Genomic DNA, 25,346 nt, shown 5'->3' on the forward strand with positions numbered 1-25,346 from the left:
CAACGAAGGGAATATATCCTGCGCAGCAGCGTAGTAATATGAAACCGGAAGTAAAGGGGCCGAACATGCCGAAATTCGTGATCATCCTGATCGTCGCTATCATGACGTTGCCGATGCAGCCGCATATCGGTTCCGAAGGCCCGTCGTTGTTCCTGGCTGCCCTTGCGGATGACGACGATGACGATGGCGGTCGCCGCGAGATAGGTGACGACGATGATGACGACGGCCCCACCCGGCGTCGGGTCCGGGCTCCGCGAGCGACGCCGCCAACGCCACTTCCGCAAAGGGCCGCGAATGAAATCCTGGCGCGCGGCCTGTCGGAAGACGATCTGGCCGGATTACTGCAACAGGATTTCAGCACGCTCGAAAGCAACAGGCTGTCAAATGGCCAGTTATTGGTGCGCTTGCGCAAGCCCGCCGCGCTGAGCATGAACGAGGCTCTTGCCATCGTGCGCGAACTGACTTCGGACGACGGCTCGGATTTCAACCATTTTTACCGTTCCGAGCAAGGCAGTGCCTGCAATGGCATCGATTGCCCCGCACGGCAGATGATCGACTGGCCCGTCTCGACCGCCGCTTGCGGAAGCCTGCCGCGAATCGGCATGGTGGATACCGGGTTGAACGCGCAACACAAGGCCTTGGAGGGCGCGAAGATTCAGCTGCATCGCTTCGACGATGGCCGGAAAGCGTCGGACCTCTTGCATGGCACCGCAGTCGCCGCGCTGCTGGTCGGAGAGGCCGATAGCCGCAGTCCGGGCCTGATCCCCGAAGCCGAGCTTTTGGCGGTGGATGCTTTCCACCGCGCCGGTCAGGATCAGCGCACCGACGCGTTTTCATTGATCCGGGCGCTGGATTACCTGGCCGACAGGCAGGTCAGGATCGTCAATCTTTCGCTGGCCGGTCCAGCCAACGAGGCTCTGGAGGCGCAGGTCTCGAAAATGGACAAGACCGGAATATTATTGATAGCCGCTGCGGGAAATACGGGGCCGGCAGCTCCTCCTGCGCATCCGGCCGCCTATCCGCAGGTCATCGCCGTTACAGCCGTCGATCGCCGCGGAACCATCTATCGCCGCGCCAATCGTGGGCCCCATATCGATCTGGCGGCTCCCGGTGTCGATGTCTGGACGGCGGCATCGATTCGCGGCGCGCGCACCAAGACCGGCACCTCTTATGCCGCGCCGTTCGTCAGCGCAGCCGCAGCGCTGCTGCTGCAAAGCGAGCCGGGCCTGACCAATGAGCAGATCCGTTCACGCCTGCTTGCCGATGCCCGCGATCTGGGACCGCAGGGGCGCGACAATATTTTCGGGGAAGGTCTGGTCACGGCGCAAACGGCCTGCAGGTAGAAACCGTCCTTGCATCGCCATCTCAGGGGCCGCCATCTGCCTCACCTCGAATGGAACCGATGCTCGGGGGAAACGCGACCGGGAGACCGGAGTCTGGCCTGATATGCGGAAAAGGCCGAGATCGCAGATATTTCTGCCCCTGTAGTACCGCTATACTACCCGCGGCCTTCGATGGTGCCGTAATTTTTTCCTGCAATGAACAGGCAATAGAGGCTCGCAATGGCGAAATACATCCATTCGATGATCCGGGTTCTGGACGAGGCGGCTTCGGTCCAGTTCTATGACCGCTGCTTCGGCCTGAAGGTTGCCGAGCGGTTGGATTTCGAGAATTTCACACTGGTCTACCTGGCCAACGAAGAAAGCGGGACCGAGCTTGAACTGACCGTCAACAAGGGCCGGACCGAGCCCTATGATCTGGGCGATGGCTATGGTCATGTCGCCTTTTCCGTCGATGATGTGGACGCGCTGCACGCGAGGCTGGAAGCCGAGGGCTATGCACCTCGCAAACTGGTCGATTTTGCCCCCGGGGGAGAGGTTATCGCACGCTTCTTTTTCATTGCCGATCCGGATGGCTACCAGATCGAGGTGCTGCAGCGGGGCGGCCGCTACAAGTAGTGCGGTCATATGCCGGGGGAGGGCGCTTGACCGTTCGGCATGTGAGGAGGGGGAGCCATGTCCCATCTGAGAACACGGGGGCCGACCCGGGCTTTGTGGTCCCGGACGCGGCCTGAGCAGTAGAGGTCACGGCGATCAGCGAGCATGAGATGGCGACGCTGCTGCAAATGGTGGCGGCCAATCTGCGATCGTTCACGAGCCGCCCTCTGCTGGCTGATGGTAGGTGCTTCGGCGGCATTCCCCTGCCGGCATGTGCCGCTTCAATCTCCGTTAGCAATAGGCCTCTGGCCCTTTCGACATGGCCTCGCCGTAACGCGGTCCGTGTGCCCAGCCCGTGGGGAGAATCCGCTCGATTTCCTCCAATTGATCCGGGGTCAGGGTGATCGCTCCGCCACGGGCATTTTCCTGCATATGCGCAATGCTGCGCGAGCCGGGCAATGCGATTACGTGCTGGCCACGCGACAGCACCCACGCGATGGCCAGCGCGGCGGGGCTGTGGCCATTGTCATGCGCATATTCGCGGAAAGTGCGGAGGCGGGCCAGGTTGCGCGGCCAGTTCTCGGCGCTGAAACGGGGCATGTTGCGCCGCATGTCGCCTTCGCCGAATTCTGACGGTTCAGGTGGCGCGTCGGACAATACCCCGCGTCCAACCGGCGAAAATGAGACCAGGGCCGCATCGTGGTGCGCGCAGCCTTGCAGGATGCCCAGTTCGGGTTGGCGGGACCAGAGCGAATATTCCGATTGTACCGCGGCCACCGGCCCCACTGCCGCGGCACGCTCCAACGTGGATGGGGCGATCTCGGACAACCCGATGGCCCCGATCTTGCCCTCGTCGCGGAACTTCATCAGCGTTTCCATGATTTCTTCGATGGGCCGCTCAGGCTCATGCCTATGCAAGTAATAAAGTTCGATATGTTCCACCCCGAGCCGTTCAAGGGAACCCTCGAGCTCCTGCCGCATATGTTCGGGCGAATTGTCGAAAGGATGATCGGGATTGCGGGTAATTCCGCATTTGCTGGCCAGCACGACGCGATCACGATGATCCTTCAGGAACCGCGACAGCAATTCCTCGGCCCGGCCCATGCCATAGACATTCGAAGTATCGAAATGATCGACCCCCATCTCGAGGCAGGCTGCCATGCAGCGCAGGCTTTCATCGGGATCGGCGGGCCCATATGTTCCGACGAAGTTCATCGTTCCAAGCGCAACCGCGCCAATCATCGGACCATGCTGCCCTAATGGCCGTCTCTGCATCTTGTGTCTCCTGCTTGCCCGGCACGATCCTGCATCCATGCGTGTCGGATGAAAAGCCGGATTGACGATCTTGCAATGCAGCCTTAATTCCCGATTAAATTACCATGATATTATTTACACGCCCCGAGGATAAAGCTAGTCAATCGCATTGAATCGGGTCGAGTATCCGGTCGACAATCAATATCGAGGGACGACATCCAATGCGTCACATTGCACTATCCGGATTATTCACGCTGTCTTTATGTGCTGCTGCGTCAGCTGCCGATGTGAGCATCGCGACAGCGCAGGGCGAGGTCACATTGACCGGTCAGCCGGAAAAGGTGGCCGTTCTGGATGTGGCGGCACTCGATACCTTGCATGCCTTGGGCGTCATGCCTGCCGGTCGACCGGACGATATGCTGATCGATTACCTGGGTGATATCGAAGCGGCTGCTCAGCCTGTCGGCACCCTGTTCGAACCGGATCTGGAGGCATTGGCGGCGCTGAACCCTGATCTGATCGTGGTCGGCGGGCGTTCCGCCGCACAGCTTGACGCGGTATCGCAGGTCGCTCCGGCCATCGACATGACGATCGGTCCCGATCTGGTATCGGACGCCAAGGCCCATATCGCGGCCTTTGGTGACTTGTTCGGCAGGCAGGACAATGCCGCAGAGCTGATCGCGAGGCTTGATCGGAAACTGGCCGACGCTCATGCCGCGGGCGAGGGAAAGGGCACGGCGCTGATGGTTCTGACCAACGGGCCGAAGATGTCGGCCTATGGCATCGGATCACGCTTTGGTTGGGTTTTTGGCGCGACCGGCCTGCAAGAGGCAGCGGCAGGCTTGCAAGCCGATACTCATGGGAATGCGATCAGTCACGAATTCATTGCCGAGCATAACCCCGACTGGCTGATCGTGCTGGATCGCGGTGCCGCCATCGGGCAGGAAGGCGAGTCGGCGGAGGCAACGCTGAAGAACCCGTTGGTCGAGGGCACGAAAGCCTGGAAGAACGGGAATGTCGTGTATCTGAATCCTGCCAGCACCTATATCTCGGGCGGCGGTTACACGGCGCTCACCGGCAATCTGGACAAGCTGACGGAAGCACTGAAGGCCACGGGTAGCTGATGCGTCTTCTGCTGGCCGCGGCAGGGGGAGCCTTGTTGCTCCTGATGGTGGCCAGTCTGCTGACCGGTGTCGCGCGGGTCGACCTGCTGTCGGCCTGGCGGGACCCATACGCGATGCTGGTGCTGATGGAGTCGCGGTTGCCGCGCACCTTGGCCGTGCTGCTGACCGGGGCGGCGCTGTCTGTGGCGGGCGTGGTCATCCAGAGCCTGGTGCGCAATCGTTTTGTCGGCCCGGATACATCCGGCACGGCGGAAGGCGCGGCATTGGGGTTGCTGGCGATCACCATCCTGATGCCAGATAGTCCCATCTGGTTGCGCATGATCGCGGCAAGCGTCTCGGCCATGACCACGACCGCGCTGTTCCTGGCGATGATCCGTCGGTTGCCCGTGCGTGAGGTCATGCTGGTACCCATCGCGGGCCTGGTCCTGTCGGGGGTTCTGGGATCGGTCGTCATCTTCGTCGGCTGGCAGACGGACCTGATGCAATATGTCGGCACCTGGCTGATGACGGGCGAGTTTTCCGGTGTCATTGCCGGACGCTACGAATTGCTGTGGATCGCAGGGGGGGCCGCGATCCTGGCCTGGTTCGCCGCCGACCGGTTGGCGATCCTCGGCCTGGGAGACCAGGTTGCGACCGGGCTCGGATTGTCCACGGCAACGGTGATGCGATTGGGATTGACCGTTGTTGCCGTGGTGACCGCAATGGTCGTCACCACGGTCGGGATGATCCCCTTTGTCGGGCTGGTCGTGCCCAACCTGGTGGCCCGCGTGATGGGCGACAACTTGAGGGCCTCGCTCCCGGTGGTTGCATTCTCGGGGGCGCTGCTGCTGTTGGCCTGTGACCTGATCGCACGCCTTGCGGTCTATCCGTTCGAGCTGCCTGTCGGATTGATCCTGGGTATGCTGGGCGGAGGCATTTTCCTGTGGCTGCTCCATCACCGACCGGCCCATGGATAGACGCAAGATCATATTGCTCTGCGGATTGGCGCTTTTGCTTCTGGCGGCCTCGCTGCTCTGGATGTTTCAGGGTGTCGGAGGGGGCAATCGCGAATTCATCCTACGCCTTCGGGCTGGCAAGCTTGCGGCATTGGTCACGGTTGCCGCCTCGATCGGTGTGGCCACGGTGCTGTTCCAGACAGTGGCTGCAAACCGCGTCCTGACGCCTTCGATCATGGGATTTGACGCGCTTTATGTTCTGCTGCAAACGGCGATGGTCGCGTCGATGGGAACGGCAGGCATGGCGGGGTTTTCCAGTATTCTGAAATTCCTCACCGAAGTCGGTGTGATGAGTATTCTTGCCGCGCTGTTGTTCGGCACGCTGCTCGGGCGTCGCGGGCGCGATATTCCGAGGACAATTCTGACCGGTGTGATCCTTGGCGTGATGTTTCGCTCGATGTCGGGTTTCCTGACCAGGATCATGGATCCGAACGAATTTGCCGTGGTTCAGTCGGCAAGCTTTGCCAGCTTCAACCATGTCGACGCGACCCTGCTGCCGATCGGGGCATTGTTGACTATTGCGGCGATGGTGATCGCGATATGGCTGGCGCCCCGGTTGGATGTGATGGCATTGGGGCGCGAACCCGCCGTTTCCCTGGGATTGCGCTTTGACGCGATGGTGGTCGGTACGCTGATGCTGGTTGCGATCCTGGTCTCTGTATCTACTGCACTGGTCGGGCCGGTGACGTTCTTTGGCCTTATCGTTGCGGGGCTTGCCCATGGTCTTGCCCAAAGCACGCGTCATGCTGCGCTGTTGCCTGCTGCCGCGTTGATCGCCTCGGTCTTGCTTGTCGGAGGGCAATGGGTCTTTGAACGCGCCCTGGGACAGGCTGCGACCCTGTCGGTGGTGATCGAGTTCGCGGGCGGCATCTTCTTTCTGTACCTTCTTCTGAAAGGACGTATCCGATGATCACCATCGAGGGTGTCAATCATCAAATCGGCGCCGTGCGGATATTGCACGGCATCCGGACGAAACTGCCCGAGGGGAGGCTGACGGCGCTGATCGGGCCGAACGGGGCGGGAAAATCCACCCTGATGCGGCTGATCGGACGGCTGGAGGCGCTGCAATCGGGGCAGATCACTGTCGCCGGGCATGATCTTGCCACGACGCCGACCGGTGAGCTGGCAAAGGTGATGGCCATTCTCGGCCAGAATACCGCCATTGCCAGCAGGTTGCGCGTGACCGAGCTGGTCGGGTTCGGCCGCTGGCCCCATCATCACGGCCGCCCCGGTCCAGAGGACCGCGACAAGATTGCGCAAGCCCTGGAGGCATTCGCGCTGACCCCGTTGGCCAATCGCTTTCTGGACGAGATCTCCGGAGGCCAGGCGCAGCGTGCGCATATCGCGATGAGCCTTGCGCAAGACACCCCGTGGTTGCTGCTGGACGAGCCGTTGAACAATCTGGACATGGCCCATGCGCGCGGCCTCATGACCCAGCTTTCCGATCTGGTCCACGCGCGGGGCCGCAGCGTCGCGATGGTCGTGCATGAGATCAATTACGCCGCCGCATGGGCCGATCATGTCATCGCGATGAAAGATGGCCAGATCATGGCTGAAGGTGGCCCCGAAACTGTCTTGACCGAGTCCGTGCTATCGGAACTTTACGACACGCATGTCAGGGTCGGACGTCACCGGGACCGTCCGCTGGTTCTGCATCACGCGTAGCGACTTGTAGTCGTATGCAGGCTGCGCGAGATATTTTCCCGGGATCATCCGGGAATACCTGTCAAGCTCAATGATTGACCATTTTCGGCCGATCCGGGAAAGCCTGCTGATCCCGTTTCTGGCCCAAACGAGGTTTCATGCTCGCAGCATTGCTCGGTTGGTAATCATGCGGGGGCGTGCTTGCCGCGGCTTGCACTTTGGGGCTAGGGGCTTTTTTCCGTGGTGCTCCATAGGTCAGCCAGAGAACCGAGAGCCACCATAGCGCCAAAACGACCAGGATATCGACACTCAGCTTACGCAAGAAGAACTGATCGGGCGGGTTCTGTTGAAGCGCGTCGCCAATCACGGAGAGGAGAACGCAAGCGACAAACGACCATAGCCCACCGCGCCCGATCTGTTGCAGCCCGACGCCAAAGCGGGTTGCAGCCAGCCGTTCCATCGGACTGCTTAGCGGTACGGCGATCAGCCAACTGGCCGCGAGAATCGCAAGATAGCGGGTGCCATCCAGATGCCATTTGACGATGACGCCATAGACCTGTTTCAGCGCTTCCCGAACGGGAAGGGCGGATTCGCCGAACTCGACTGCAATGACGATTGCGGCGCCAAAAGTGAACATACCTATGGAGAGCGCGGTCAACAGGTGCTTGTAGCGCAGCAAGACCGGCATGAAACGATGCCTGAACAGGGCCATCGCGGTGCCCGTATAGAAAAGCATCTGCCAGCCGAACGGGTTGAATAACAGGCCGTTGTCGCGATGGTTCGGGATCATCTTGTTGAGGTCGGGCGCAAACCACCAGGTGATCAGTGATGCTACGGCGAAAAACAGTGGCCATCGGAGCAGGACTGGGACAAGGAGCGGCGCGGATGCAATGAGAACCACATAGACGGCCAGAACGTCCATGAGGTTCGGCTGCAGCCACATCGTCGCCAGGGTTCCCAGATATCCGAGCGGGTTATCGATCACCCAGATCGCATATTGATTCCAGATCGCGGTATGCTTCATGTCCAGGGCCAGCAATCCGGCCGATAGTAACGCCATGAGCATCCCGCCGATCACCAGGGCACGCCAGACCTCGAAGGCGCGGCGGGCAAAACGCCACTGCGCGGCGGGGCGGCCCTGTTTTGTTTCGACTGTTTGCCAGACCAGCCCGACGAGAAACCCGGATAACAGCACGAAGAGTTCGGCGGCATCGAAAACCGAGAAGTTTCCCAATGTCGTCTCGCGCAATACCGAGCGTGGCATGTGGTCGACCATTATGCAGACCAGCGCATAGCCGCGCAGCATGTCCAGTGCTATTATTCGTTTCATGCGGGAAGGCGGCTCCAACGTGTCAGCAGGTCCTTGTTGGACACCAACGCATCCGCTTCGGTTTGGTTCAGAAAATCCAATGCCTGCGATTGGGATGCCGCATTGGCGATCTTGGCATCGGCGGTAATGCTGGCCAATTTCTCGGAAGCGGGGCGATCGATCGGGGCAGGCAGCATGGCGATATGCCGGGCCATGAGCTCGGGATTTAGCCCTAGGCGCAAGATCGATTCGAGCCCATCGACAGGGCGGGGCAGACGGCGGGTCATTGCCTGTGCATCTGCTATGATCGGCGGAGTTTCACGTTCTTCCGGCGTAACCAGAAGGCCACGCATACGAGCCCATCGGCCAAATACCGGGCTAGCCGACAGGCGCGATGTCAGCGGGGAAAGGATCAGCCCGGCAAGGATCGGCGACAGCCAGATCAACTGTTCAGGCGAAAACTCTGCCAGCACGATCAAGGTGCCCAGACCCAAGGCGACATGGGCCCAGTGACGACTCAACACGACATGCCAGGGGGGCATCGATCCCGCACGGGTCTGCGCCTTCCACCCACTGTCGCGACCGCACAGGATCTCGTAGATCTGCCGCGTTTGGGTCAGCATCTGCACGGGGGCGATCAGTGCGGAGAGTATGATCTCGAAGAGCGCGCTGGCGAAGATATGCACCGGGCCCCCTGAATTCTTTGCCAGGGGGCGGGACCATGCGCGAAAGATGCCGAAGAGTTTTGGCAGCAACAGCAGGCCCATGGCAATCATGAACAGCCAGAGCATCCGGCGGGAATCGAAAACCGGCCAATCGGGGAAAAGCTGGTAGGCGTTCGGAAAATATTCCGGCGTGGATAAAAGAACCGTGGCTGACAGGACGAGACCGACAAGGATCAGTGCAAGCCAGATCGGGCTCATCATGAAACCCAATATGCCGATAGCGAAATGCGCCCCGCTGATGGCGCGGGTGCCGCGCATGCCAAGCAGGCTGAGATGCTGGAGATTCCCCTGCGCCCAACGCCGCTCACGCGCCGCCATGTCCAGAAGTGTCGGCGGGCAGCCTTCGTAACTGCCACGCAGATCGTAATCCAACCGGACCTTCCAGCCCGCGCGGCACAATGCGGCGGCTTCGACGAAGTCATGGCTCAGGATCGAACCGCCAAAGGGGGCTTTGCCCGGCAGCCGGGGTAAACCGCAGCATTGCGCGAAGGCATTGATGCGAATGATCGCGTTATGCCCCCAGTAATTGCCGGTATTCCCGGACCAGGCCGAAACTCCACGAGCGATCATCGGGCCATAGACCCGGCCCGCGAATTGGGTCAGGCGGGCAAAGATGGTCTCACCGCCGATCAGTACCGGCATCGTCTGGATCAGCCCCAGATCGGGCGCGGCTTCCATTCGCGCCGACAAGGCCTTGACGGCAGCCCCGCTCAATACGCTGTCGGCATCCAGAACCACCATTTGATCGTAGCGTCCGCCCCATCTGCGGAGGAACTCGGCGATATTGCCCGATTTCCGGTCAGCATTGGTTTCCCGCCGCCGATACCAGAAGGGCAGGGGAGAAATCTCGCGCGCAGCTGCGACCGCGAGCGTTTCATTCACTGCAACCGATGGATCGCGCGTATCTGACAGCACGAAAATTTCCGCCCGATCGGCCATTCCCTCTTGCTCAAGCTCGCGGGCCAGTGCCGTCAGCAGCCCGATACTGGCCGAGGCATCCTCATGATAGATCGGCATGACCACCGCGACATTCGCCTTGCCGGGATCGGTCGGGGTCTTGGGGCGGGGCGCAAGGAAACCGGCAAGCGTGGCGCAGAAGCTGAACCCTATCCAGGCGAAGGTCGGTACGAAAAGCGCAAGCAGCATCAACTGCATCGGCGTCGGCTTGTCGCCGAATGCCGTAAGCATCTGGAAAAAGCCGATCACGGCCAAGGCGACCGTGCCGCCGAAAGCCACCAACCTGGCCGCCCAGATCCGCAATCCGTCGCGGCTGCGGCGTGGGCCGGCGGGAGGAGCTGCGCGGAAATTCTGCTCCGGCATGTCCAGCGGCATCTCGGGCGGCATTGGAGGTTCCACGAGATTGTCCTTCGCCGCGCGCGTGGTCATGCCGTCCAACGTGCCATCCAGGTCTCGCTTAACGCGACACCTTCCTTGTTGGTCAGTACGGCCTGAAGGTCGGCCAAATCCGCGTTGCCCGGCTCGTATTCGAAAGCCAGTCGCAGTACCTGCTGCTCAGGCAACGGTTTCAGATAGGCGTGGATGATTTCGCCAGCCGAGGTTGTCACCTTGGATTCGGGCATGTCTTCTGAAAATAGCGACAGATCGAAATCCACGATGTAACTGCGCATGGTTTCGGAGTTGATCGAACGGCCCGACCGCACCTGCCGGATTTTCGCAAGTGGCAGATCGTTGGGAGGCAGCGCGGCAAAGCTGAGGCGATAGTGAAATTCATGTCGCTTGTCTTTCGCCATGGGTTCTTTCGGGACCCAGTAGCTGACGACATTGTCGTTGAATTCGTTCTCGACCGGAATTTCGACCAGACGGATTTCACCCTCTCCCCAAGCTTCCTCTGGCTCGATCCAGGCCGAAGGGCGCAGGTGATACATGGCTTCCGCGTCCTGATAATCCTCGAAATCACGCTTGCGTTGTATCAGGCCGAATCCCCTGGGATTGCGATCCACGAATGATGCGATCTGCAATTTTGAGGGCGATGACAGGCTGCGCCACAATGCCTGGCCAGCACCGGTATGCATTTGTAGCCCGTCGCTGTCATGGACGGCGGGACGATAATCATCCACTCCACGTCGACCGGCCGGACCGAACCAGAACATCGATGTCAGGGGCGCAAGGCCGGTTTCGCGCAGATCGATGCGAGGGAACAACGCGACCCGGGTTTTCATCATGGTGACCGCGCCGGGATTGACATCGAACTGATAGGCTCCGGTCACGGATTTGCTGTCGAGCATCGCGTGAATGCGGATCGTGCCGCTGTTATCGGTCGGCTCATGTATCCAGAAATCGGTGAATAGCGGGAATTCCTCGCCATCGGGGCTGCCGGTCTTGATGGCAAGTCCGCGCCCCGAAAGCCCGTAAAGCGTGCCCCGCGCCACGGCGCGGAAATATGTGGCGCCCTGGAAGACCAGGAATTCATCCATCACGCCCGGCTTGTTCAGCATCGTACGCAGGCGGAACCCCGACCATCCCATGTCGCCCGTGGTTTCCAGGTCGGCACCATCGGGAAACTGCGAAGAGTCGAATTCCAGCATATGCGGATCGAAGCCCAGCTTTTGTGGAACCCCGTTGCGAACGATGCTGATATTCACCGGCTCGTAAAAGATCGCCCCCGGTGGCAGAAGATCCAGTCCAAAGCCTCCGCGCCCGTTCAGCGGATCCATCTCGGGACGGAATCGGATGGCCCGGTATTGATCGTAATCCAGATCGGCAAAGCTGCCGACCTGTTCCGCGACCGGTTGCTTATAGATACGCGTGGCGCGGTCCGCCGCAAGCGCGGCGACCTCTTCGAACCCGAAAACATCAGGCTCCGGAGACGGTCCTTCGACCGTACCCTGAGCTTGCGCCTTGGTGGCCACCATTTGGCCTCCGACAGCCAGCGCACTGGCGGCATTGAGAAATTGTCTGCGCTTCATGAGTGGAGTTCGATGCCAAAAACCTGATTATCATACGGCTACTGCCGCATTGCAGCAAGCTGTATAGGCGGTAACGCGCTGGTCCGCCAGCGAGTTTCCCTGCCATGGGCGTAGAAGTGCATAACTCCGCGTCACCTTCTGTGAAATCGGAATATATGCACTTATTGGCGTGCAAGCCATTCGGTGATCGGACGACGCAGATTCGTCAGCCCCGATTCCTGTGCATCGTCGATGACTTTGCGCAGTTCACTGATCGAAACGCGACGGATCAGATGCTTGACCGGCCCGATCGAGGCCGGCCGCATGGAAAGCCGTCTTATGCCCAAGGCGGCGAATGTCAGCGCCTCGATCGGACGGCCCGCGTCCTCGCCGCAGAACGAAAGCGGCACGCGCGCCTCTTCGCAGCGCGCGACGATCTGCTGAAGCAGCATCAGGAACGAGGTGCTGAGCGTATCGTAACGACGGCGCACGCGCTCATTCTCTCGGTCGGCGGCGAAGAAGAACTGTTTCAGATCGTTGCCGCCGATCGAGATGAAGTCGCACATCTCGAAAAATCGCTTGGGCGCGAAGGCCAGCGAAGGGGTTTCCAGCATGGCCCCAACCCGGATATCGCTAGGCATGTCGTGCCCCAACCGTTGCTCGCGGGCCAGCTCATGCATCAGGATGCGATAGGCGGCCTCGTATTCTGTGATATCCGAAATGAAAGGGAACATCACATGCAGAGGGCACCCGCCCGATGCGCGGATGAGTGATTGCAATTGCATACGCAAGACACCGCGCTTGTCCAGGCCCACGCGGATGGCACGCCAGCCCATTGCCGGATTCGGTTCGTCCTGCGGTTTCATGTAGGGTAGCACCTTGTCCGAGCCGATATCCAGCGTGCGGAACATCACCGGCTTGCCCTTGGCACTGTCGATGACATGGCGATAAAGCTTTGCCAACTCCGCCCGGCGGGGGACATGGTTTCGGACCAGGAACTGCAATTCGGTCCGAAACAGCCCTACGCCCTCGGCACCCGATCCTTCCAGCGAAGGCAGATCGGCCATAAGACCGGCATTCATGTAAAGCTGAATCGACGTGCCGCAGGTGCCGATCGCGGGCAAATTGCGCAGGCTGGCATACCGGTCTTGCGCTTCGGCCTGCATGGCAAGATTGTCGCGGAAGGCGGCGGCGACACTTTCCTCGGGGCGCAGATGCACGATGCCCTGATCCCCATCGACTAGGATCGGATCGCCATTCAGCGCCTCGGCGGTGATGCGGCTGGTATGGATGACCAGGGGAATGGCGAGCGCGCGCGCGACGATGGCGGCATGGCTGCCGACCGAGCCCTCTTCCAGCACCACGCCCTTCAGTTTGCGGCCATATTCCAGCAGTTCCGCCGGGCCGATATTGCGGGCGACCAAGATCGGATCGTCCGGCATTTCGGCTCCGGTATCGTTGCCCTGACCGGTCAGGATGCGTAGCAGTCGATTCGACAGGTCGTCCAGATCGTGCAGCCGGTCGCGCAGATAGGGATCGGCTGCCATCTCCAGCCGGGCGCGCGCGGCGGATTGCTCTTTCTCGATCGCGGCCTCTGCCGAGAGACCCAGCTTGATGTCCTCTTCCATCCGGCGCAGCCAGCTGCGTGAATGGGCGAACATGCGATAGGTTTCCAGAACGGCGGTATGCTCGCCACCGCCCATATCGGCCGCGGCAACCATCGTGTTGACTGTCTCGCGCAAACGATTCACGCCGTCATGCAGGCGCTGGAGCTCTGCCTCGGGGTCATCGCCCACTGGATTGGCGATCACCACCCGGGGATCGTGCAGCCAGACATGACCCTCTGCGGCGCCTTCCTGGCCGGTGCCGCCGCGAAACATCAGCGGGAAGCGATGCGCCAGAGGCATGCTGTCGGACTGACTTCCCTGAAAGGCGCCGAGCTCGGTCATCTCGGCCAGCACCATGGCGACAACTTCGAGCCCGTAAACCTCGTCGTCACTGAACAATCGCTTGTCCAGCGACTGGACGACCAGCACTCCGAGCCGTTCGCCAACGCGCTGGATCGGGACGCCGAGAAAGCTCGGGAACACTTCCTCACCGGTTTCGGGCATGAAGCGGAAACCGGGAGCCGAGGGAGCATCGGCGGTGTTCACGTAACGTCCGGTGCGGGCGACGCGTCCGACCAGACCTTCACCCAAGCGCAGCCTCGTCTGGTGCACCGCCTCGCTGCGCAACCCTTCGGTGGCGCACAGCTCCAGCGTCTCGGCATCGCGGAACAGGTAGATCGAACAAACCTGCGTGCCCATCGAATCGGCGATGTGATGTGTGATCTGGTCCAGCCGATCCTGCCCGCCTCCGGGGGCGGCAAGAATTTCCTTGAGCCGCCTCAGCAGCTTGCGTGAATCGCTATCTTTACGGTCCGGCATCGCGCCCCTGTCTGTTCTGCCGCGATGGCCCTGCGGGCCGTTCTCCGGATCTTGCGTCCGGTTTGATTCAGGCCGCCTCGAGCCCGAAGGCATCATGCAGTGCCTGCACCGCGAGTTCCATATATTTGCGGTCGATCAGCACCGAAATCTTGATCTCGCTGGTGGCGATGACCTTGATATTGATATTTTCATCGGCCAGCGCCTTGAACATGCGGGCTGCAACGCCCGTATGGCTGCGCATGCCGATGCCTACGACGCTGACCTTGGCGGTTTCGGTGTCCACAATCAACTCATCATAAGAGATATGTCCCGATGCGCGGGCTTCCTCCATGGCGCGTTTGGCACGTTCGACCTGGTTGACCGGAACCGAGAAGGTCATGTCGGTGACCGATCCCGGACGATCGCCGACATCCTTTTCGGATATGTTCTGCACGATCATGTCGACATTCACGCCCGCATCGGCCAGCGGAGCGAAAATCGCCGCAGAAATTCCCGGCCGATCCTCGACGGTGACGAGGGTGATCTTGGCCTCTTCCCGCGAATAGGCGACCCCGTTTACGACTTTCGATTCCATGATTTCATCCTCATCGCAGACCAGCGTGCCTGAATTTTCATCGGTATCCTCGAAAGAGGATAGCACGCGCAGCCGGACCTTGTAGCGCATCGCCAGCTCGACCGAGCGGGTTTGCAGCACTTTCGCCCCCAGGCTGGCCAGTTCAAGCATTTCCTCGAAGGCGATCTTTTCCAGCTTGCGCGCTTTCGAGGTGATGCGCGGATCGGTGGTATAGATACCATCCACATCGGTGTAGATATCGCAGCGCTCGGCCCCGAATGCGGCCGCGAAGGCAACGGCGGTGGTGTCCGAGCCGCCACGTCCAAGCGTGGTGATCCGCCCGTCCGGGCCGATGCCCTGGAAGCCCGCCACCACGGCAACCTTGAAGCCTTCCTGGAACTTGCGGTCGATATTATCGCGCGGGATTTCCACGAAACGCGCCGCCGAATGGGCGTCGGTGGTGTTGATCGGCACTTGCCAACCCTGCCAGCTACGCGCGGGCACGCCCATTTCCTGCAGGGTCAAGGCCATCAGTCCGGCAGTCACGTTCTCGCCCGAGCTGACCACGGCGTCATATTCGCGCGCATCGAACAGGGGCGAGGTCTGCTCGACCCAGCCAACCAGTTCGTTGGTTCTGCCCGACATGGCGCTGACGATAACGATGATATCAAAGCCGCGCTCCACCTCGCGCTGCACCTTCTGGGCGGCGTTCCTGATGCGCTCCAGATCGGCCACGGAAGTACCGCCGAATTTCATTACCAGAAGCGGCATTGCGGGCCTCCAGCCTCAGACTTGTCCATCGGCGCGGCTTTTATGGGCGGGAAGGAGAAACCGCAAGAGGAGATGCAACCGGCATGTCGTGTCGCCGCTGCCGCATGCGGCGTCAATTAGCCTTCTGACGCGGGATAAACGGCAACGGGGCGACCGGCACGCCATCTTCGATCAGTTTTCGGGCATCCTCCGGTTTCGCCTCGCCATGAATCGCGCGGCCCGGGCGCTCACCCTCATGCATGGCCCGTGCCTCGTCGGCAAAGCGCAGGCCCACGTAATCGGAATTCTTCTCGACATGTTCGCGCAGCTTTTCCAGCGCGGCCTCTGATGGATTGCGCGGTGCATCCAGCGGCGCCTTCTGTTCCGCGGGCACCGAGGGGGCCATCAACGCCTTTTCCACGCTGGTCGATCCACATTGCGCGCAAGCGACCTGGCCGGCATCCCTCATTGTCTCGAAACCCTCGGACGAGCGGAACCAGCCATCGAAATCGTGACCTTTATCGCAGCGCAACGCATAACGGATCATGCGAAATCCCCATTCATGTCCACCCTATATCGTGTCACAATCCGGATTTGGCAAGCTCTCTCAGCCGGGCGAGCAATGCCGTGGGATCACCCGCGCGCCTGTTCAGCACATCGCGTGCGGCATGGCCCATCGTTCGAGCAGCGGCAAGATCGCCTGTCAGCCGGATCAACTCGAGGGGCAAGGTTTCACTGTCTATCGCGACGGCTCCGCCTGCCGAGGCAAGGGCGGCATAGCTTTCTGCATGATTGCTGACATGCGGGCCGCAAAGGATCGCGCAGCGATATGCCGCAGGTTCCCAAGGCGTATGCCCGCCATTATCCGTCAGCGATCCTCCGACGAGGCAAATTCCAGCCTTTGCATACCAGCGCGGCATCTCTCCCAATGTGTCTGCCAGCAAGAGCGGCGCATCCTCGGCACCCTCGGACCGTCGCCGGACATCCAGCCCACGCGCAGCGATCAGCCCGGCAATGTCATCGCTGCGCTGCGGATGGCGTGGGGCGAGAATCAACCGAAGCTCGGGGTGGACGGCGCGTGCCGCCAGCCAGCTGTCCAGAATCACCGCATCCTCGCCCTCGTGGGTCGAGGCGGCCAGAGCGACAAGGCCGCGTGCCGAATCGTCGGCGGGCGGGACGACCTGCGCTGGTGACAGCAGCTTCAGGTCCAGTTGCGGCAGTATCGCTGCATCCGGCAGGCCAAGACAGCGCAAACGGGCCTCGCTTCCCGCATCCTGGGCCGATAGGGCGGCAATCCGCCCCAGCATCGGCGAGATCACACCGCGCAGCCGCCTCCATTTCGCCGCCGAACGCTCGGACATCCGCGCGCCGATCATCGCTTGCGCGATACCTCGTTCTGCGAGCACGCGGGAACGCAACGGCCAGAACTCGCCTTCGATAGTCAGCGCAAGGCGCGGTTGAGCGGCATCCAGAAAGCGGTTCAGCGATCCCGGCATATCCAGCGGAGCCAATCTTGCGGGCAGACCCCACCCGGCGACCATATCGCGTCCGGTCACGCTGTTCGTCGTGACCTGTATGCTGAATTCACTGGCCAATGCCTCGATCATCGGGCGGCCTGAAGTCAGTTCGCCCACGGAAGCGCCGTGCACCCAGATATCTGCGGTGGCGGGCGCCTGGTCCAGAACGAGCCTGTTCCGCAGGTTCTCCGATCTGCCAATATTTGCGCGTAATCGCAGAAAGGCTTCGGCCAATCGGGTGGTTGCGGTGTAGATCATCGGAAACCCTCGGGCTGATGATGGAGGTGGGTACCGGAATCGAACCGGTCTTCACGGATTTGCAATCCGGTGCGTAACCACTCCGCCAACCCACCGCCGTCGAGAGTGCGTTTGGGATAAAGGATCGATGCGCGGCGTGCAAGACTGGAATGACCGCCGTTGCTCACCTACATGAAACGTGGCAATAAGCCCCCGAAGCAGGTCGAGCAGAGGTTCCGACAATGACCGATTTTGCCGCGCGCCGCACCGTGATGGTGGATACCCAGGTTCGCCCTAATGATGTGACCAAGTTCCCGGTGATCGAAGCCATGCTGGCGATTCCCCGTGAAGAGTTTGTTCCGGCACCTCTGCGTGCCGTCGCCTATTCAGGCGAGAATCTCACCATAGGTGAGGGGCGCGTCCTGCTCGAGCCGCGGACATTGGCCAAGCTGGTGGACGGGCTGGATGTCCAACCCGGTGATCTGGTTCTGGATCTGGCCTGCGGCTATGGGTATTCCGCCGCGGTCGTCGCACGGCTTGCCGAGGCCGTGGTCGCCATCGAGGACGATGAAACCATGGCGGCCGAAGCCGAGAAACGGCTTGCCGAGGCGGATGTCTTCAATGTCGCGACGCTTCACGGCAACCTGACCGAGGGGAACCCCAAGCAAGGTCCCTATGACGTCATCCTGATCGAAGGTGCGGTCGAGGAAGTGCCCTCGGCAATCCTGGATCAGTTGAAGGAGGGAGGGCGGATCGGCGCCCTCTTCATGGAAGGTTCGCTTGGCGTTGCCCGAATCGGATATCGCCTGAATGGTCGGGTAAACTGGCGCTATGCGTTCAACGCGCATGCGCCGGTGCTAAAGGCCTTCACGAAGGAACGGGGATTCAACCTGTGAAACAGCTGACGAGTCTCAAACGCATGGCAACCGCTGCGGCGTTGTCTGTTGCCGCCGCATTGCCTGCGGGCGCGGAATCGCTGGCGGATGCCATGGTCTCCGCCTATCGACATTCGTCGCTGATGGAACAGAACCGCGCCGTTCTGCGGGCCGCCGACGAGGATGTCGCTGGTGCCGTGGCCGAACTTCGCCCGATCCTGCAATGGGTCGCCAGTCACCAGGTTCAACGGACAGAAGGGGCGTCCACTGCACGTTCCAGTTCGTTGGCCGTGCGTGCCGAAATTCCGCTCTATGATTGGGGGCGTTCGCAATTGGCGATCGATTCGGCCAAGGAGCAGGTGCTGGCAACCCGGCAGGCGCTGGTCGGAGTCGAACAGGACGTTCTTCTTGGGGCGACCCAGGCTTTCTTCGATGTCCGCCGGTCGACCGAACAGGTTTCCCTGCAAGAGAATTCGGTTCGGGTAATCGGGCAGGAACGCCAGGCCGCGCAGGATCGCTTCGATGTGGGCGAGATCACGGTGACGGACGTCGCGTTGGCAGAAGCGCGGCTTGCAGCGACGCGGGCGTCCCTGGCTGCTGCCGAGGGCGATCTTGAAGTGGCGCAGGAACAATATCTGGCCGCGACCGGCAATAGGCCCGGCCAATTATCCGCTCCTCCACCTTTGCCCAAACTTCCCGCCAATCTGGAAGCGGCCCGGTCCATTGCGCAAAAGAATCACCCGGCGATCAAGCAGGCACAGCGTTCCGCCGCGGCTGCCGAGTTGGGCGTGGCCGCGCGAGCGGCGGACCGCAACCCGACCCTGTCCGGTACGGCTCAGGTCGGAGTGGGGCGCGATGTGGCCAATCAGGTGACCGGCGATTACGACACCCGCCTGAACGGATCGGTCGGGCTGGAGCTGAGCCAGACCATTTATTCCGGCGGACGCCTGCCAGCCGAACATCGCAAGGCGATGGCCTCGCGCGACGAGGCGCGGGCCGCGCTTTTGGGTGTCGCACGGGATGTCAATCAGCAGGTCGGGACAGCCTGGGCGAATATCGACGTGGCGCGTGCGCAGATCGGGGCGATCGACGAACAGATTTCAGCTGCGCAGCAAGCTTATGACGGAGTGCGCGAAGAGGCTCAGCTTGGCGCGCGCACGACGCTGGATGTGCTGGACGCGGAACAGTCCCTGCTCCAGGCGCGTGCTGACAAGATTACGGCGGAAGCCAATCTGCAATTAGCACATTATCAACTTTTGGCCGCTATGGGTCTGCTTACGGTAGAAAACCTTAAGCTTGGGGTTCCAACATATGACCCGTCCCAATATTACAACGCGGTGCGCGATGCGCCGTTTACCAGCAAACAGGGCGAAAGCCTGGACCGCGTTCTGCGCGCCATCGGTCGCGACAACTGACAACATTTCAGCCATGGGGGTAACCCATGGCTGATGCACGGTTCTGTACAGGTTTACCTGCAGAACGGGGCCGGCTGTGAAATCGGCAAGGCAGCAGAAACGCTCCGCTTCCCGATCCTCCAGCGGCAATGGCCCTGCCGATGCGGCGATAGACCTGCCGCTTGATGCCTCGACTGACAATACGGACAGGAGCGGCAGCCTTGGCTGGCGCGGATGGCTGGGTGCCAGGGCGCCGGTTCGGAACGCGATTGCCGTGACCTCTGAACAGCCAGCCGAAGCCGATGATGATAAGCGATGCAATATCATCGGCAGTCCCGTCACGCTGCAAGAGCAGCCGGGTTCTTCCAGAAACACCGAAGAAACAATTTCATCGCAAAGCGATGAGAGCGAGAACGCTCGCCCGCCGGATGCGGGTGTCGTGAATAACGTCACTGACATGGAAAAGGAAAAGCAGATGCAGACGGCAAAACAACTCAAACCGCTCTCAGATAGCGGGATCGCGCAAAAGGTCGATCTTCGTGACGAGGGTCCGGCCAAGCTGGAAGCCGTGAATAATAAACCGCAACCGCTCGCCACCAATGGGCTTGGATCGCTCTTCGGTCCGGTGATCGAAGATGATATCAAAGGCGTTCGCAGCCAGATCCGCGAAATGATCCAGGGTGAATTGCAGGGAGAGCTTGGTCAGCGATTCTCGCGCAATCTGCGCATCGTGATCCGGCGCGAGATCGCGGCGGCTATCGACGATCAGTTCGACCGCGTTTGAGGCGGGAAAACCAACTGACCGGCCATATGCGCATAAGCCATCTGGCCGGTCATGATTGGAAATCAGCGCAGGTAATCCTCGGGATCGACACTGTCAAAGCCGCGGCGGACCTCGAAATGGACGACGCCGGAATCTCCGGCAGTTCCCATCGCTTGCCCGCTGCTGACGCTGTCTCCCTTGGAAACGTTCAGCCCGTCCAGTCCTGTATAGACAGTCATCAACCCGTCATCGTGACGGACGACGACAATCGGCACGCCTTTCGTATCGCGGGTAATCGCGGCAACCGAGCCGGATCCTGCCGCCTTGACCTGTGTTCCGCTCGGCGCGGAAATGTCGATGCCGTCATTCTTGCCCTTCTCATAGACGCGAACAATCGAACCTGAGACAGGCATGTTGAAGCGCCCGCTGCCCGAGGCCGCCGTCCGCGTCGCACCAAGATCCGGGGCATCGGCTTCGGGCCCGGGCTCCGAGGCAGGAGAGGTATCCTCGTCCGGAAGGGGCTCGGCGGCGGATGGCGGACGCGGAGTCGGGGTGCCGGAACCTGGCGCTGTCGTGGCTGCCGCGGTGTTGGGCGCGGCCTGGCCCGCGACCGGGATCATCAGCCTCTGACCGACCCGAAGCCCCATATCGGATGGCAGCCCGTTCCACGATGCCAGGTCTTGAACGTTGACGCCGTATTTCCGCGCAATTGACCACGCTGTCTCACCCGCGGTAACCTGATGCTGCTTGGGTTGCTGCCCTTTGGGCGCGGTGGTCTGGCCTTGGGCGCTGTCCTTGTCCTGACCGGCGAAAGGATCGGTGACCTGTCCGGTGTTGCTGACGATGCCGCCCTGGACCTGCGTTCCACCCTCGACGCGGCGGGGTAGTACGAGGACCGCACCTCTCTGCAGGGTCGCGTCGGCGGGCAATGCGTTGTGCCGCGCCAGCTCATCGGCCCCCAATCCAATCCGTGATGCAATGCTGGCCGGGGTGTCGCCCGACTTGGCTATCGCGACCTGGTAATCGCGGAAAGAAATCAATCCGCGACTGTCGGGATTCGGGCGTGGCACGGCCTTGGCCGCCGCATCGGCGGTGTTGAGCGCGCCGGGAACCCATCCACGCAGGTCCGGGTCAAAGCCATTGGGGCCGCAGGATGCAAGCAGCGCGATTGTCCCTGCCGCACTGGCGAGAAGCCTGAAATTTCCGCTCATTCCGTTATCCTTAACCTGTAACTCTGCCCGGCCGGGGGTCATGACTGGCCCAACCCCTCGACCAGCGGCACGAACCGCACCTGCCGCAGCTCGTCGTAATCGAACCCGGTCTCGGACCGGGTCACGCGGATCAATGTCTGCACCGCGTCTGACTGCCCGACAGGCACCACCATGATACCGCCGATCTTGAGCTGTGCCAATAACGGACCTGGGGGGTCCTCGGCCGCGGCCGTCACCAGAATGCGATCGAAGGGTGCCTGATCGGGCAGTCCACGAGAGCCATCGGCCACCTGCGCGGTGATATTCGGCAACCCGAGATCGTGGAAGATCGCCTCGGCCTCCTGCACCAGCCGGCGGTGGCGGTCGACGGTATAGACCCGGCGGCACAGCCCGGCCAGCACCGCCGCCTGGTATCCCGAGCCGGTGCCCACCTCCAGAACCGTGTCGCGCGGCCCCGGATTCAGCGCCTGCGTCATCAGGCCCACCACCGAGGGCTGACTGATCGTCTGGCCGCAGGGAATGGGCAGGGGCGTGTCGTCATATGCGCGATCCGCGAACTGCCCGCGAACGAAGATGCCGCGGTCGATCCGTTCCATCGCCGCCAGAACGCGCGGATCGGTCACCCCGCGCGAGCGCAGCTGGAAAAGAAAGCGCATCTTGCGTTCCGCCGGGCTGTCCTGATGATCCTCGTCGCTCATCTGGTCGGATCGGCCTCCTGCTGCTCGCGGTCACGGTCCAGAGCCTCGGAAAGCCGATCAAGCGAGGCATGACAGGTCAGGTCGGCCCGCATCGGCGTGACCGACACGAAACCCTCCATGTTGACCGCCACATCGCTTCCCTCGTTGGCCGGAGCCTGCTGCGATCCGCCCTGCGCCCACATGAAACGCCTGCCATTCGGCGCCGTGTAGGGCATCACGCTGAAGCGCGAATCCTTCCGGCGCCCCTGCGGAGCGACACGGATGCCGCGCACGTCCGAGGCTGGCTTCGCGGGGAAATTGACGTTGTAGAACAGCCGGAAATCGTCACTGGAATTCCAGTCGCCAAGCTCCAGAAGCCGGCGAACAACGGCCGCACCATGACGCCGCGACGCCTCGAACGGATCGTCCAGGCCAGCCGTCTCGGGCCCCAGGTATTGCGACAGGGCGATGGCAGGCAGACCCTGCAACGCCGCCTCCATCGCGCCGCCGATCGTGCCTGAATACATCGCGTTCTCGCCCGCGTTATTGCCACGGTTCACACCGGACAGGACCAGATCGGGAAGGGCATCGGCCATCACGTCCGAAATCGCGGCAAGCACGCAATCGGCGGGGCTGCCCTCGGCGGCGTATCGGCGCTCTTCCAGCCGGGCGACCATGGTCGGATGCGAATAGCTGATGCAATGCGCCACCCCGGACTGCTCGAAAGCAGGGGCGACCGTCCAGACCTCGCCCGAGGGCCCGGCGATCTCGGCGGCGATTTCGGCCAGCACCTCCAACCCCGGAGCGTTGATGCCGTCGTCATTGGTGATGAGAATGCGCATTGCGGTTCCGTTCAAGCGCTGTTGTTTCATTTCTCTGCTTATCCCTGTGCCGGATAGGCTTCAACCCATTGGAGGCTGACGGAAAGTGGTTTGACGTGACCAGCCCGGCATTGCATCCTGAGACAACTTGCCCGATAGCGCGTGACATGCAGATTTTTCTTCCCATTGCCGAGGTTTCGGTCAACGCTTTCACTTTGGTCGGGCTTGGCGGCCTCGTCGGCCTGATGAGCGGGCTTTTCGGGGTGGGCGGCGGCTTCCTGATCACACCGCTGCTGTTCTTCATCGGCATTCCCCCGGCCATCGCCGTGGCCACGGGCGCCAATCAGGTGGTTGCCTCGTCGGTCTCTGGTGTGCTGGCACATGTCAAGCGCAAGACCGTCGATTTCCGTATGGGGGGTGTGCTGCTGGCTGGCGGCCTGGTCGGATCGGGCCTGGGCGTGTGGGTATTTACCATCCTGCAGGAAGTCGGCCAGGTCGATCTGGTCGTGCAGCTTTGCTACGTCGTGTTCCTGGGCCTGATCGGCGCGATGATGCTGCAGGAAAGTGTCCGCGCGCTGCGCCGCTCCAAGAACCCCACCTATCGCAAGCGTTCGCACCAGCACATGTGGGTCCATCGCTGGCCCGGCAAGATGAAATTCCGCGCCTCGGGCCTGTATATCAGCGTCATTCCCCCGCTGCTGGTCGGGGTGGCCGTCGGTGTGTTGGCCGCGATCATGGGGGTGGGCGGCGGGTTCATCATGGTTCCCGCGATGATCTACCTGCTCGGCGTGCCGACCAAGGTCGTCGTCGGCACCTCGCTGTTCCAGATCACCTTCGTCACGGCCTTCACGACGGTGATGCATGCGGTCAGCTACAACACCGTGGATATCATGCTGGCCGTGCTGCTGATCGTGGGCGGGGTGGTCGGTGCGCAGATTGGCACCACCCTGGGTGCGCGTCTCAGGGCCGAGCAACTGCGCATCCTTCTGGCTCTGCTGGTGCTGCTGGTCTGCGGCAAGCTGGCGCTGGACCTGTTCCTGCGCCCGGACGATCTTTACTCGATCACCACGGAGGCGCGGTGATGCGGACGGCCCTGACAGCCCTTCTGGCGCTGTGGCTGGCCGGAGCGGCCACGGCACAAGAGGCCGATGCACCGGCCGGCATGATCGAGTATGGCGAACCGGTCCCGACTTTTCCCGACCCGTCGCAGCGCCAGCGCGTGATCGCCGCAATCGCCAAGAGCAAGGACCGCCCTGTCGAGCAGGTCGTGGCCGGGCTGTCCAGGGATTCGGTGGCGATCACGGCGAGCTTCGACGGGTCCGAGATCCTGATCTATGGCGCGATCAAGCGCGAGACACCGATCCCCGACGGTCCGCCGCTACAGATCATCGTGACTGTCGAGGCACCGTCGCGCCCGCTGACGATCTGGCGCAAGGAACGCAAGGCGGGTATCTGGATCAACACCGAAAAGGTCGAGATCGGAGCCGCGCCGGGATTCTACGCCGTCGCGACCTCGGGGCCGATGAGTGACATCCTGCAAGAGGATTGGGATCGCCGCTACCGGATCTCCTTGCCGCTGGCGCTGCGGGCCTATGCCGGAAAACTGGCCGTCGACGACGCGGTGCCTTTTACTGAGGCCCTGATCCGCCTGCGCGAAAGCAATGGGCTGTATCGGCTCGATGAGGGAAGCGTGAAACTGGTGGACCAGACGCTGTTCCGCGCGGATGTGCGCTTGCCTGCCAATCTGATCGAGGGCGATTACAAGACCCGGATCTTCCTGCTGCGCGATGGGCAGGTCATGGATGTCTATCGCGCGCCAATCGATGTTCGGAAGGTCGGGCTGGAACGCTGGCTCTACCGTTTGGCCTTCGATCAGCCGCTGCTTTACGGGCTGATGTCGCTCGCCGTTGCCGTGATTGCCGGTTGGGGCGCCTCTGCCGCTTTCCGCAAGCTGCGCCGCGCCTGATTTCGCAGCTTGGGATGGCTCCTGCCGGAGTCGTGGCAGGAAAGAAAAGGGAACAAATTGCGTTCCGCGATGGCCGGGGGGCTGCCTGCCCCCCGGTGCCCCCCAGGGATATTTGCGTGAAGAAGAAGGGGCGCATCGAGTTTCGTGGTAAGGTGGCGGTCCCTATCCGCTGCCTCAGTATGTTTTTCGTACTAAATTCTGTGCGATAGTTTCCGGCTACAGCTTGGCATACTACGTGACTCGAACGAATGATCGGAATTCA

The 25,346-nt window shown here is 61.7% G+C and carries 22 protein-coding genes and 1 tRNA gene; 11 read left to right on the top strand and 12 right to left on the bottom strand.

The window, feature by feature from the left end:
- The first annotated feature begins 38 nt into the window (after nucleotides 1–38).
- Both JHX88_RS01865 and JHX88_RS01870 read left to right on the top strand, forming a co-directional pair.
- Nucleotides 39–1,343 carry a S8 family serine peptidase gene (locus JHX88_RS01865; protein WP_272848161.1) on the top strand — a complete coding sequence of 435 codons (1,305 nt, stop codon included), beginning with the start codon at nucleotides 39–41 and terminating at the stop codon, nucleotides 1,341–1,343.
- Between the two features lie 219 nt (nucleotides 1,344–1,562).
- Nucleotides 1,563–1,958, top strand: a complete 396-nt coding sequence (locus JHX88_RS01870; RefSeq protein ID WP_076522538.1) for a VOC family protein — start codon at nucleotides 1,563–1,565, stop codon at nucleotides 1,956–1,958.
- A 270-nt stretch (nucleotides 1,959–2,228) separates the two neighbouring features.
- Here JHX88_RS01870 and JHX88_RS01875 read toward each other — a convergent pair whose 3' ends face one another.
- Entirely contained in the window at nucleotides 2,229–3,212 is a 984-nt protein-coding gene (locus JHX88_RS01875; protein WP_076522539.1) for an aldo/keto reductase, read from the bottom strand.
- Between the two features lie 200 nt (nucleotides 3,213–3,412).
- On the opposite strand from JHX88_RS01875, the gene JHX88_RS01880 reads away from it, so the two are divergent.
- From JHX88_RS01880 to JHX88_RS01895, 4 genes are read left to right on the top strand one after another with little or no spacing between them, the layout of a single operon-like run.
- The gene (locus JHX88_RS01880; protein ID WP_076522540.1) at nucleotides 3,413–4,315 is read left to right on the top strand and encodes a siderophore ABC transporter substrate-binding protein; all 903 of its coding nucleotides are present in this window, start codon (nucleotides 3,413–3,415) and stop codon (nucleotides 4,313–4,315) included.
- Nucleotides 4,315–5,271 (top strand): iron chelate uptake ABC transporter family permease subunit, encoded by a 957-nt coding sequence (locus tag JHX88_RS01885; RefSeq protein ID WP_076522541.1) that lies wholly within the window; start codon nucleotides 4,315–4,317, stop codon nucleotides 5,269–5,271. Before JHX88_RS01880 ends, JHX88_RS01885 begins: the two co-directional genes overlap by 1 nt.
- Entirely contained in the window at nucleotides 5,264–6,220 is a 957-nt protein-coding gene (locus JHX88_RS01890; protein ID WP_076522542.1) for an iron chelate uptake ABC transporter family permease subunit, read from the top strand. Before JHX88_RS01885 ends, JHX88_RS01890 begins: the two co-directional genes overlap by 8 nt.
- A complete protein-coding gene (locus JHX88_RS01895; protein WP_076522543.1) occupies nucleotides 6,217–6,975 on the top strand; it encodes an iron ABC transporter ATP-binding protein in 759 nt (252 codons plus the stop codon). Before JHX88_RS01890 ends, JHX88_RS01895 begins: the two co-directional genes overlap by 4 nt.
- Before the next feature lie 67 nt (nucleotides 6,976–7,042).
- On the opposite strand, the gene opgC is transcribed toward JHX88_RS01895, so the two are convergent.
- The 8 genes from opgC to JHX88_RS01935 form a co-directional block, all read right to left on the bottom strand.
- Nucleotides 7,043–8,284, bottom strand: coding sequence for an OpgC domain-containing protein (opgC, locus tag JHX88_RS01900; RefSeq protein WP_084202730.1), 1,242 nt, complete (start codon nucleotides 8,282–8,284; stop codon nucleotides 7,043–7,045).
- Complete coding sequence (gene mdoH, locus JHX88_RS01905) at nucleotides 8,281–10,374, bottom strand: glucans biosynthesis glucosyltransferase MdoH (protein ID WP_076522935.1); 2,094 nt, start codon at nucleotides 10,372–10,374, stop codon at nucleotides 8,281–8,283. The genes opgC and mdoH overlap by 4 nt, the downstream gene beginning before the upstream one ends.
- Nucleotides 10,371–11,861, bottom strand: a complete 1,491-nt coding sequence (locus JHX88_RS01910) for an OpgD/OpgG family glucan biosynthesis protein (protein ID WP_272848162.1) — start codon at nucleotides 11,859–11,861, stop codon at nucleotides 10,371–10,373. The genes mdoH and JHX88_RS01910 overlap by 4 nt, the downstream gene beginning before the upstream one ends.
- A 215-nt stretch (nucleotides 11,862–12,076) precedes the next feature.
- Complete coding sequence (gene ptsP / locus JHX88_RS01915) at nucleotides 12,077–14,320, bottom strand: phosphoenolpyruvate--protein phosphotransferase (protein WP_076522546.1); 2,244 nt, start codon at nucleotides 14,318–14,320, stop codon at nucleotides 12,077–12,079.
- 67 nt (nucleotides 14,321–14,387) lie between these two features.
- Complete coding sequence (locus JHX88_RS01920) at nucleotides 14,388–15,644, bottom strand: aspartate kinase (RefSeq protein ID WP_076522547.1); 1,257 nt, start codon at nucleotides 15,642–15,644, stop codon at nucleotides 14,388–14,390.
- A gap of 112 nt (nucleotides 15,645–15,756) precedes the next feature.
- Nucleotides 15,757–16,170 carry a DUF1178 family protein gene (locus JHX88_RS01925; RefSeq protein ID WP_076522548.1) on the bottom strand — a complete coding sequence of 138 codons (414 nt, stop codon included), beginning with the start codon at nucleotides 16,168–16,170 and terminating at the stop codon, nucleotides 15,757–15,759.
- A gap of 34 nt (nucleotides 16,171–16,204) precedes the next feature.
- Complete coding sequence (locus JHX88_RS01930) at nucleotides 16,205–17,398, bottom strand: 3-deoxy-D-manno-octulosonic acid transferase (protein ID WP_076522549.1); 1,194 nt, start codon at nucleotides 17,396–17,398, stop codon at nucleotides 16,205–16,207.
- 21 nt (nucleotides 17,399–17,419) lie between these two features.
- Nucleotides 17,420–17,493 (bottom strand) — tRNA-Cys (locus tag JHX88_RS01935).
- Between the two features lie 126 nt (nucleotides 17,494–17,619).
- Between JHX88_RS01935 and JHX88_RS01940 the strand changes: the two genes are divergently transcribed.
- From JHX88_RS01940 to JHX88_RS01950, 3 genes are all read left to right on the top strand, one after another.
- The gene (locus tag JHX88_RS01940) at nucleotides 17,620–18,273 is read left to right on the top strand and encodes a protein-L-isoaspartate O-methyltransferase family protein (protein WP_076522550.1); all 654 of its coding nucleotides are present in this window, start codon (nucleotides 17,620–17,622) and stop codon (nucleotides 18,271–18,273) included.
- A 23-nt stretch (nucleotides 18,274–18,296) separates the two neighbouring features.
- A complete protein-coding gene (locus tag JHX88_RS01945; RefSeq protein ID WP_076522551.1) occupies nucleotides 18,297–19,667 on the top strand; it encodes a TolC family outer membrane protein in 1,371 nt (456 codons plus the stop codon).
- A gap of 76 nt (nucleotides 19,668–19,743) precedes the next feature.
- Entirely contained in the window at nucleotides 19,744–20,430 is a 687-nt protein-coding gene (locus JHX88_RS01950) for a hypothetical protein (protein ID WP_076522552.1), read from the top strand.
- Between the two features lie 62 nt (nucleotides 20,431–20,492).
- Here JHX88_RS01950 and JHX88_RS01955 read toward each other — a convergent pair whose 3' ends face one another.
- Genes JHX88_RS01955 through surE form a run of 3 tightly spaced genes read right to left on the bottom strand, consistent with a single transcriptional unit; the run spans nucleotide 20,493 to nucleotide 23,139 of the window.
- The gene (locus JHX88_RS01955; protein ID WP_076522553.1) at nucleotides 20,493–21,620 is read right to left on the bottom strand and encodes a LysM peptidoglycan-binding domain-containing protein; all 1,128 of its coding nucleotides are present in this window, start codon (nucleotides 21,618–21,620) and stop codon (nucleotides 20,493–20,495) included.
- A gap of 38 nt (nucleotides 21,621–21,658) precedes the next feature.
- Nucleotides 21,659–22,318: a protein-L-isoaspartate(D-aspartate) O-methyltransferase gene (locus JHX88_RS01960; RefSeq protein ID WP_076522554.1), complete on the bottom strand. Its 660-nt coding sequence runs from the start codon at nucleotides 22,316–22,318 to the stop codon at nucleotides 21,659–21,661.
- The gene (gene surE, locus JHX88_RS01965; RefSeq protein ID WP_076522937.1) at nucleotides 22,315–23,139 is read right to left on the bottom strand and encodes a 5'/3'-nucleotidase SurE; all 825 of its coding nucleotides are present in this window, start codon (nucleotides 23,137–23,139) and stop codon (nucleotides 22,315–22,317) included. Before surE ends, JHX88_RS01960 begins: the two co-directional genes overlap by 4 nt.
- 146 nt (nucleotides 23,140–23,285) lie before the next feature.
- Between surE and JHX88_RS01970 the strand changes: the two genes are divergently transcribed.
- Complete coding sequence (locus tag JHX88_RS01970) at nucleotides 23,286–24,200, top strand: sulfite exporter TauE/SafE family protein (protein ID WP_076522555.1); 915 nt, start codon at nucleotides 23,286–23,288, stop codon at nucleotides 24,198–24,200.
- The gene (locus JHX88_RS01975; protein WP_272848163.1) at nucleotides 24,200–25,084 is read left to right on the top strand and encodes a TIGR02186 family protein; all 885 of its coding nucleotides are present in this window, start codon (nucleotides 24,200–24,202) and stop codon (nucleotides 25,082–25,084) included. Before JHX88_RS01970 ends, JHX88_RS01975 begins: the two co-directional genes overlap by 1 nt.
- The last annotated feature ends 262 nt before the right edge of the window (nucleotides 25,085–25,346 follow it).

This window comes from Paracoccus saliphilus, from assembly GCF_028553805.1.
GTDB classification, from domain to species: domain Bacteria; phylum Pseudomonadota; class Alphaproteobacteria; order Rhodobacterales; family Rhodobacteraceae; genus Paracoccus; species Paracoccus saliphilus.

Bases quoted from the DNA above. Each gene is read 5' to 3' on its own strand.
- JHX88_RS01925 (WP_076522548.1), bottom strand. From the start codon at position 16,170: ATGATCCGTTATGCGTTGCGCTGCGATAAAGGTCACGATTTCGATGGC.
- JHX88_RS01865 (WP_272848161.1), top strand. From the start codon at position 39: ATGAAACCGGAAGTAAAGGGGCCGAACATGCCGAAATTCGTGATCATC.
- mdoH (WP_076522935.1), bottom strand. From the start codon at position 10,374: ATGACCACGCGCGCGGCGAAGGACAATCTCGTGGAACCTCCAATGCCG.
- opgC (WP_084202730.1), bottom strand. From the start codon at position 8,284: ATGAAACGAATAATAGCACTGGACATGCTGCGCGGCTATGCGCTGGTC.
- JHX88_RS01975 (WP_272848163.1), top strand. From the start codon at position 24,200: ATGCGGACGGCCCTGACAGCCCTTCTGGCGCTGTGGCTGGCCGGAGCG.
- JHX88_RS01940 (WP_076522550.1), top strand. From the start codon at position 17,620: ATGACCGATTTTGCCGCGCGCCGCACCGTGATGGTGGATACCCAGGTT.
- JHX88_RS01870 (WP_076522538.1), top strand. From the start codon at position 1,563: ATGGCGAAATACATCCATTCGATGATCCGGGTTCTGGACGAGGCGGCT.
- JHX88_RS01885 (WP_076522541.1), top strand. From the start codon at position 4,315: ATGCGTCTTCTGCTGGCCGCGGCAGGGGGAGCCTTGTTGCTCCTGATG.
- JHX88_RS01875 (WP_076522539.1), bottom strand. From the start codon at position 3,212: ATGCAGAGACGGCCATTAGGGCAGCATGGTCCGATGATTGGCGCGGTT.
- JHX88_RS01895 (WP_076522543.1), top strand. From the start codon at position 6,217: ATGATCACCATCGAGGGTGTCAATCATCAAATCGGCGCCGTGCGGATA.
- ptsP (WP_076522546.1), bottom strand. From the start codon at position 14,320: ATGCCGGACCGTAAAGATAGCGATTCACGCAAGCTGCTGAGGCGGCTC.
- JHX88_RS01970 (WP_076522555.1), top strand. From the start codon at position 23,286: ATGCAGATTTTTCTTCCCATTGCCGAGGTTTCGGTCAACGCTTTCACT.
- JHX88_RS01960 (WP_076522554.1), bottom strand. From the start codon at position 22,318: ATGAGCGACGAGGATCATCAGGACAGCCCGGCGGAACGCAAGATGCGC.
- JHX88_RS01955 (WP_076522553.1), bottom strand. From the start codon at position 21,620: ATGAGCGGAAATTTCAGGCTTCTCGCCAGTGCGGCAGGGACAATCGCG.
- JHX88_RS01890 (WP_076522542.1), top strand. From the start codon at position 5,264: ATGGATAGACGCAAGATCATATTGCTCTGCGGATTGGCGCTTTTGCTT.
- JHX88_RS01920 (WP_076522547.1), bottom strand. From the start codon at position 15,644: ATGCCGCTTCTGGTAATGAAATTCGGCGGTACTTCCGTGGCCGATCTG.
- JHX88_RS01930 (WP_076522549.1), bottom strand. From the start codon at position 17,398: ATGATCTACACCGCAACCACCCGATTGGCCGAAGCCTTTCTGCGATTA.
- JHX88_RS01945 (WP_076522551.1), top strand. From the start codon at position 18,297: ATGGCAACCGCTGCGGCGTTGTCTGTTGCCGCCGCATTGCCTGCGGGC.
- JHX88_RS01910 (WP_272848162.1), bottom strand. From the start codon at position 11,861: ATGGTGGCCACCAAGGCGCAAGCTCAGGGTACGGTCGAAGGACCGTCT.
- JHX88_RS01880 (WP_076522540.1), top strand. From the start codon at position 3,413: ATGCGTCACATTGCACTATCCGGATTATTCACGCTGTCTTTATGTGCT.
- surE (WP_076522937.1), bottom strand. From the start codon at position 23,139: ATGCGCATTCTCATCACCAATGACGACGGCATCAACGCTCCGGGGTTG.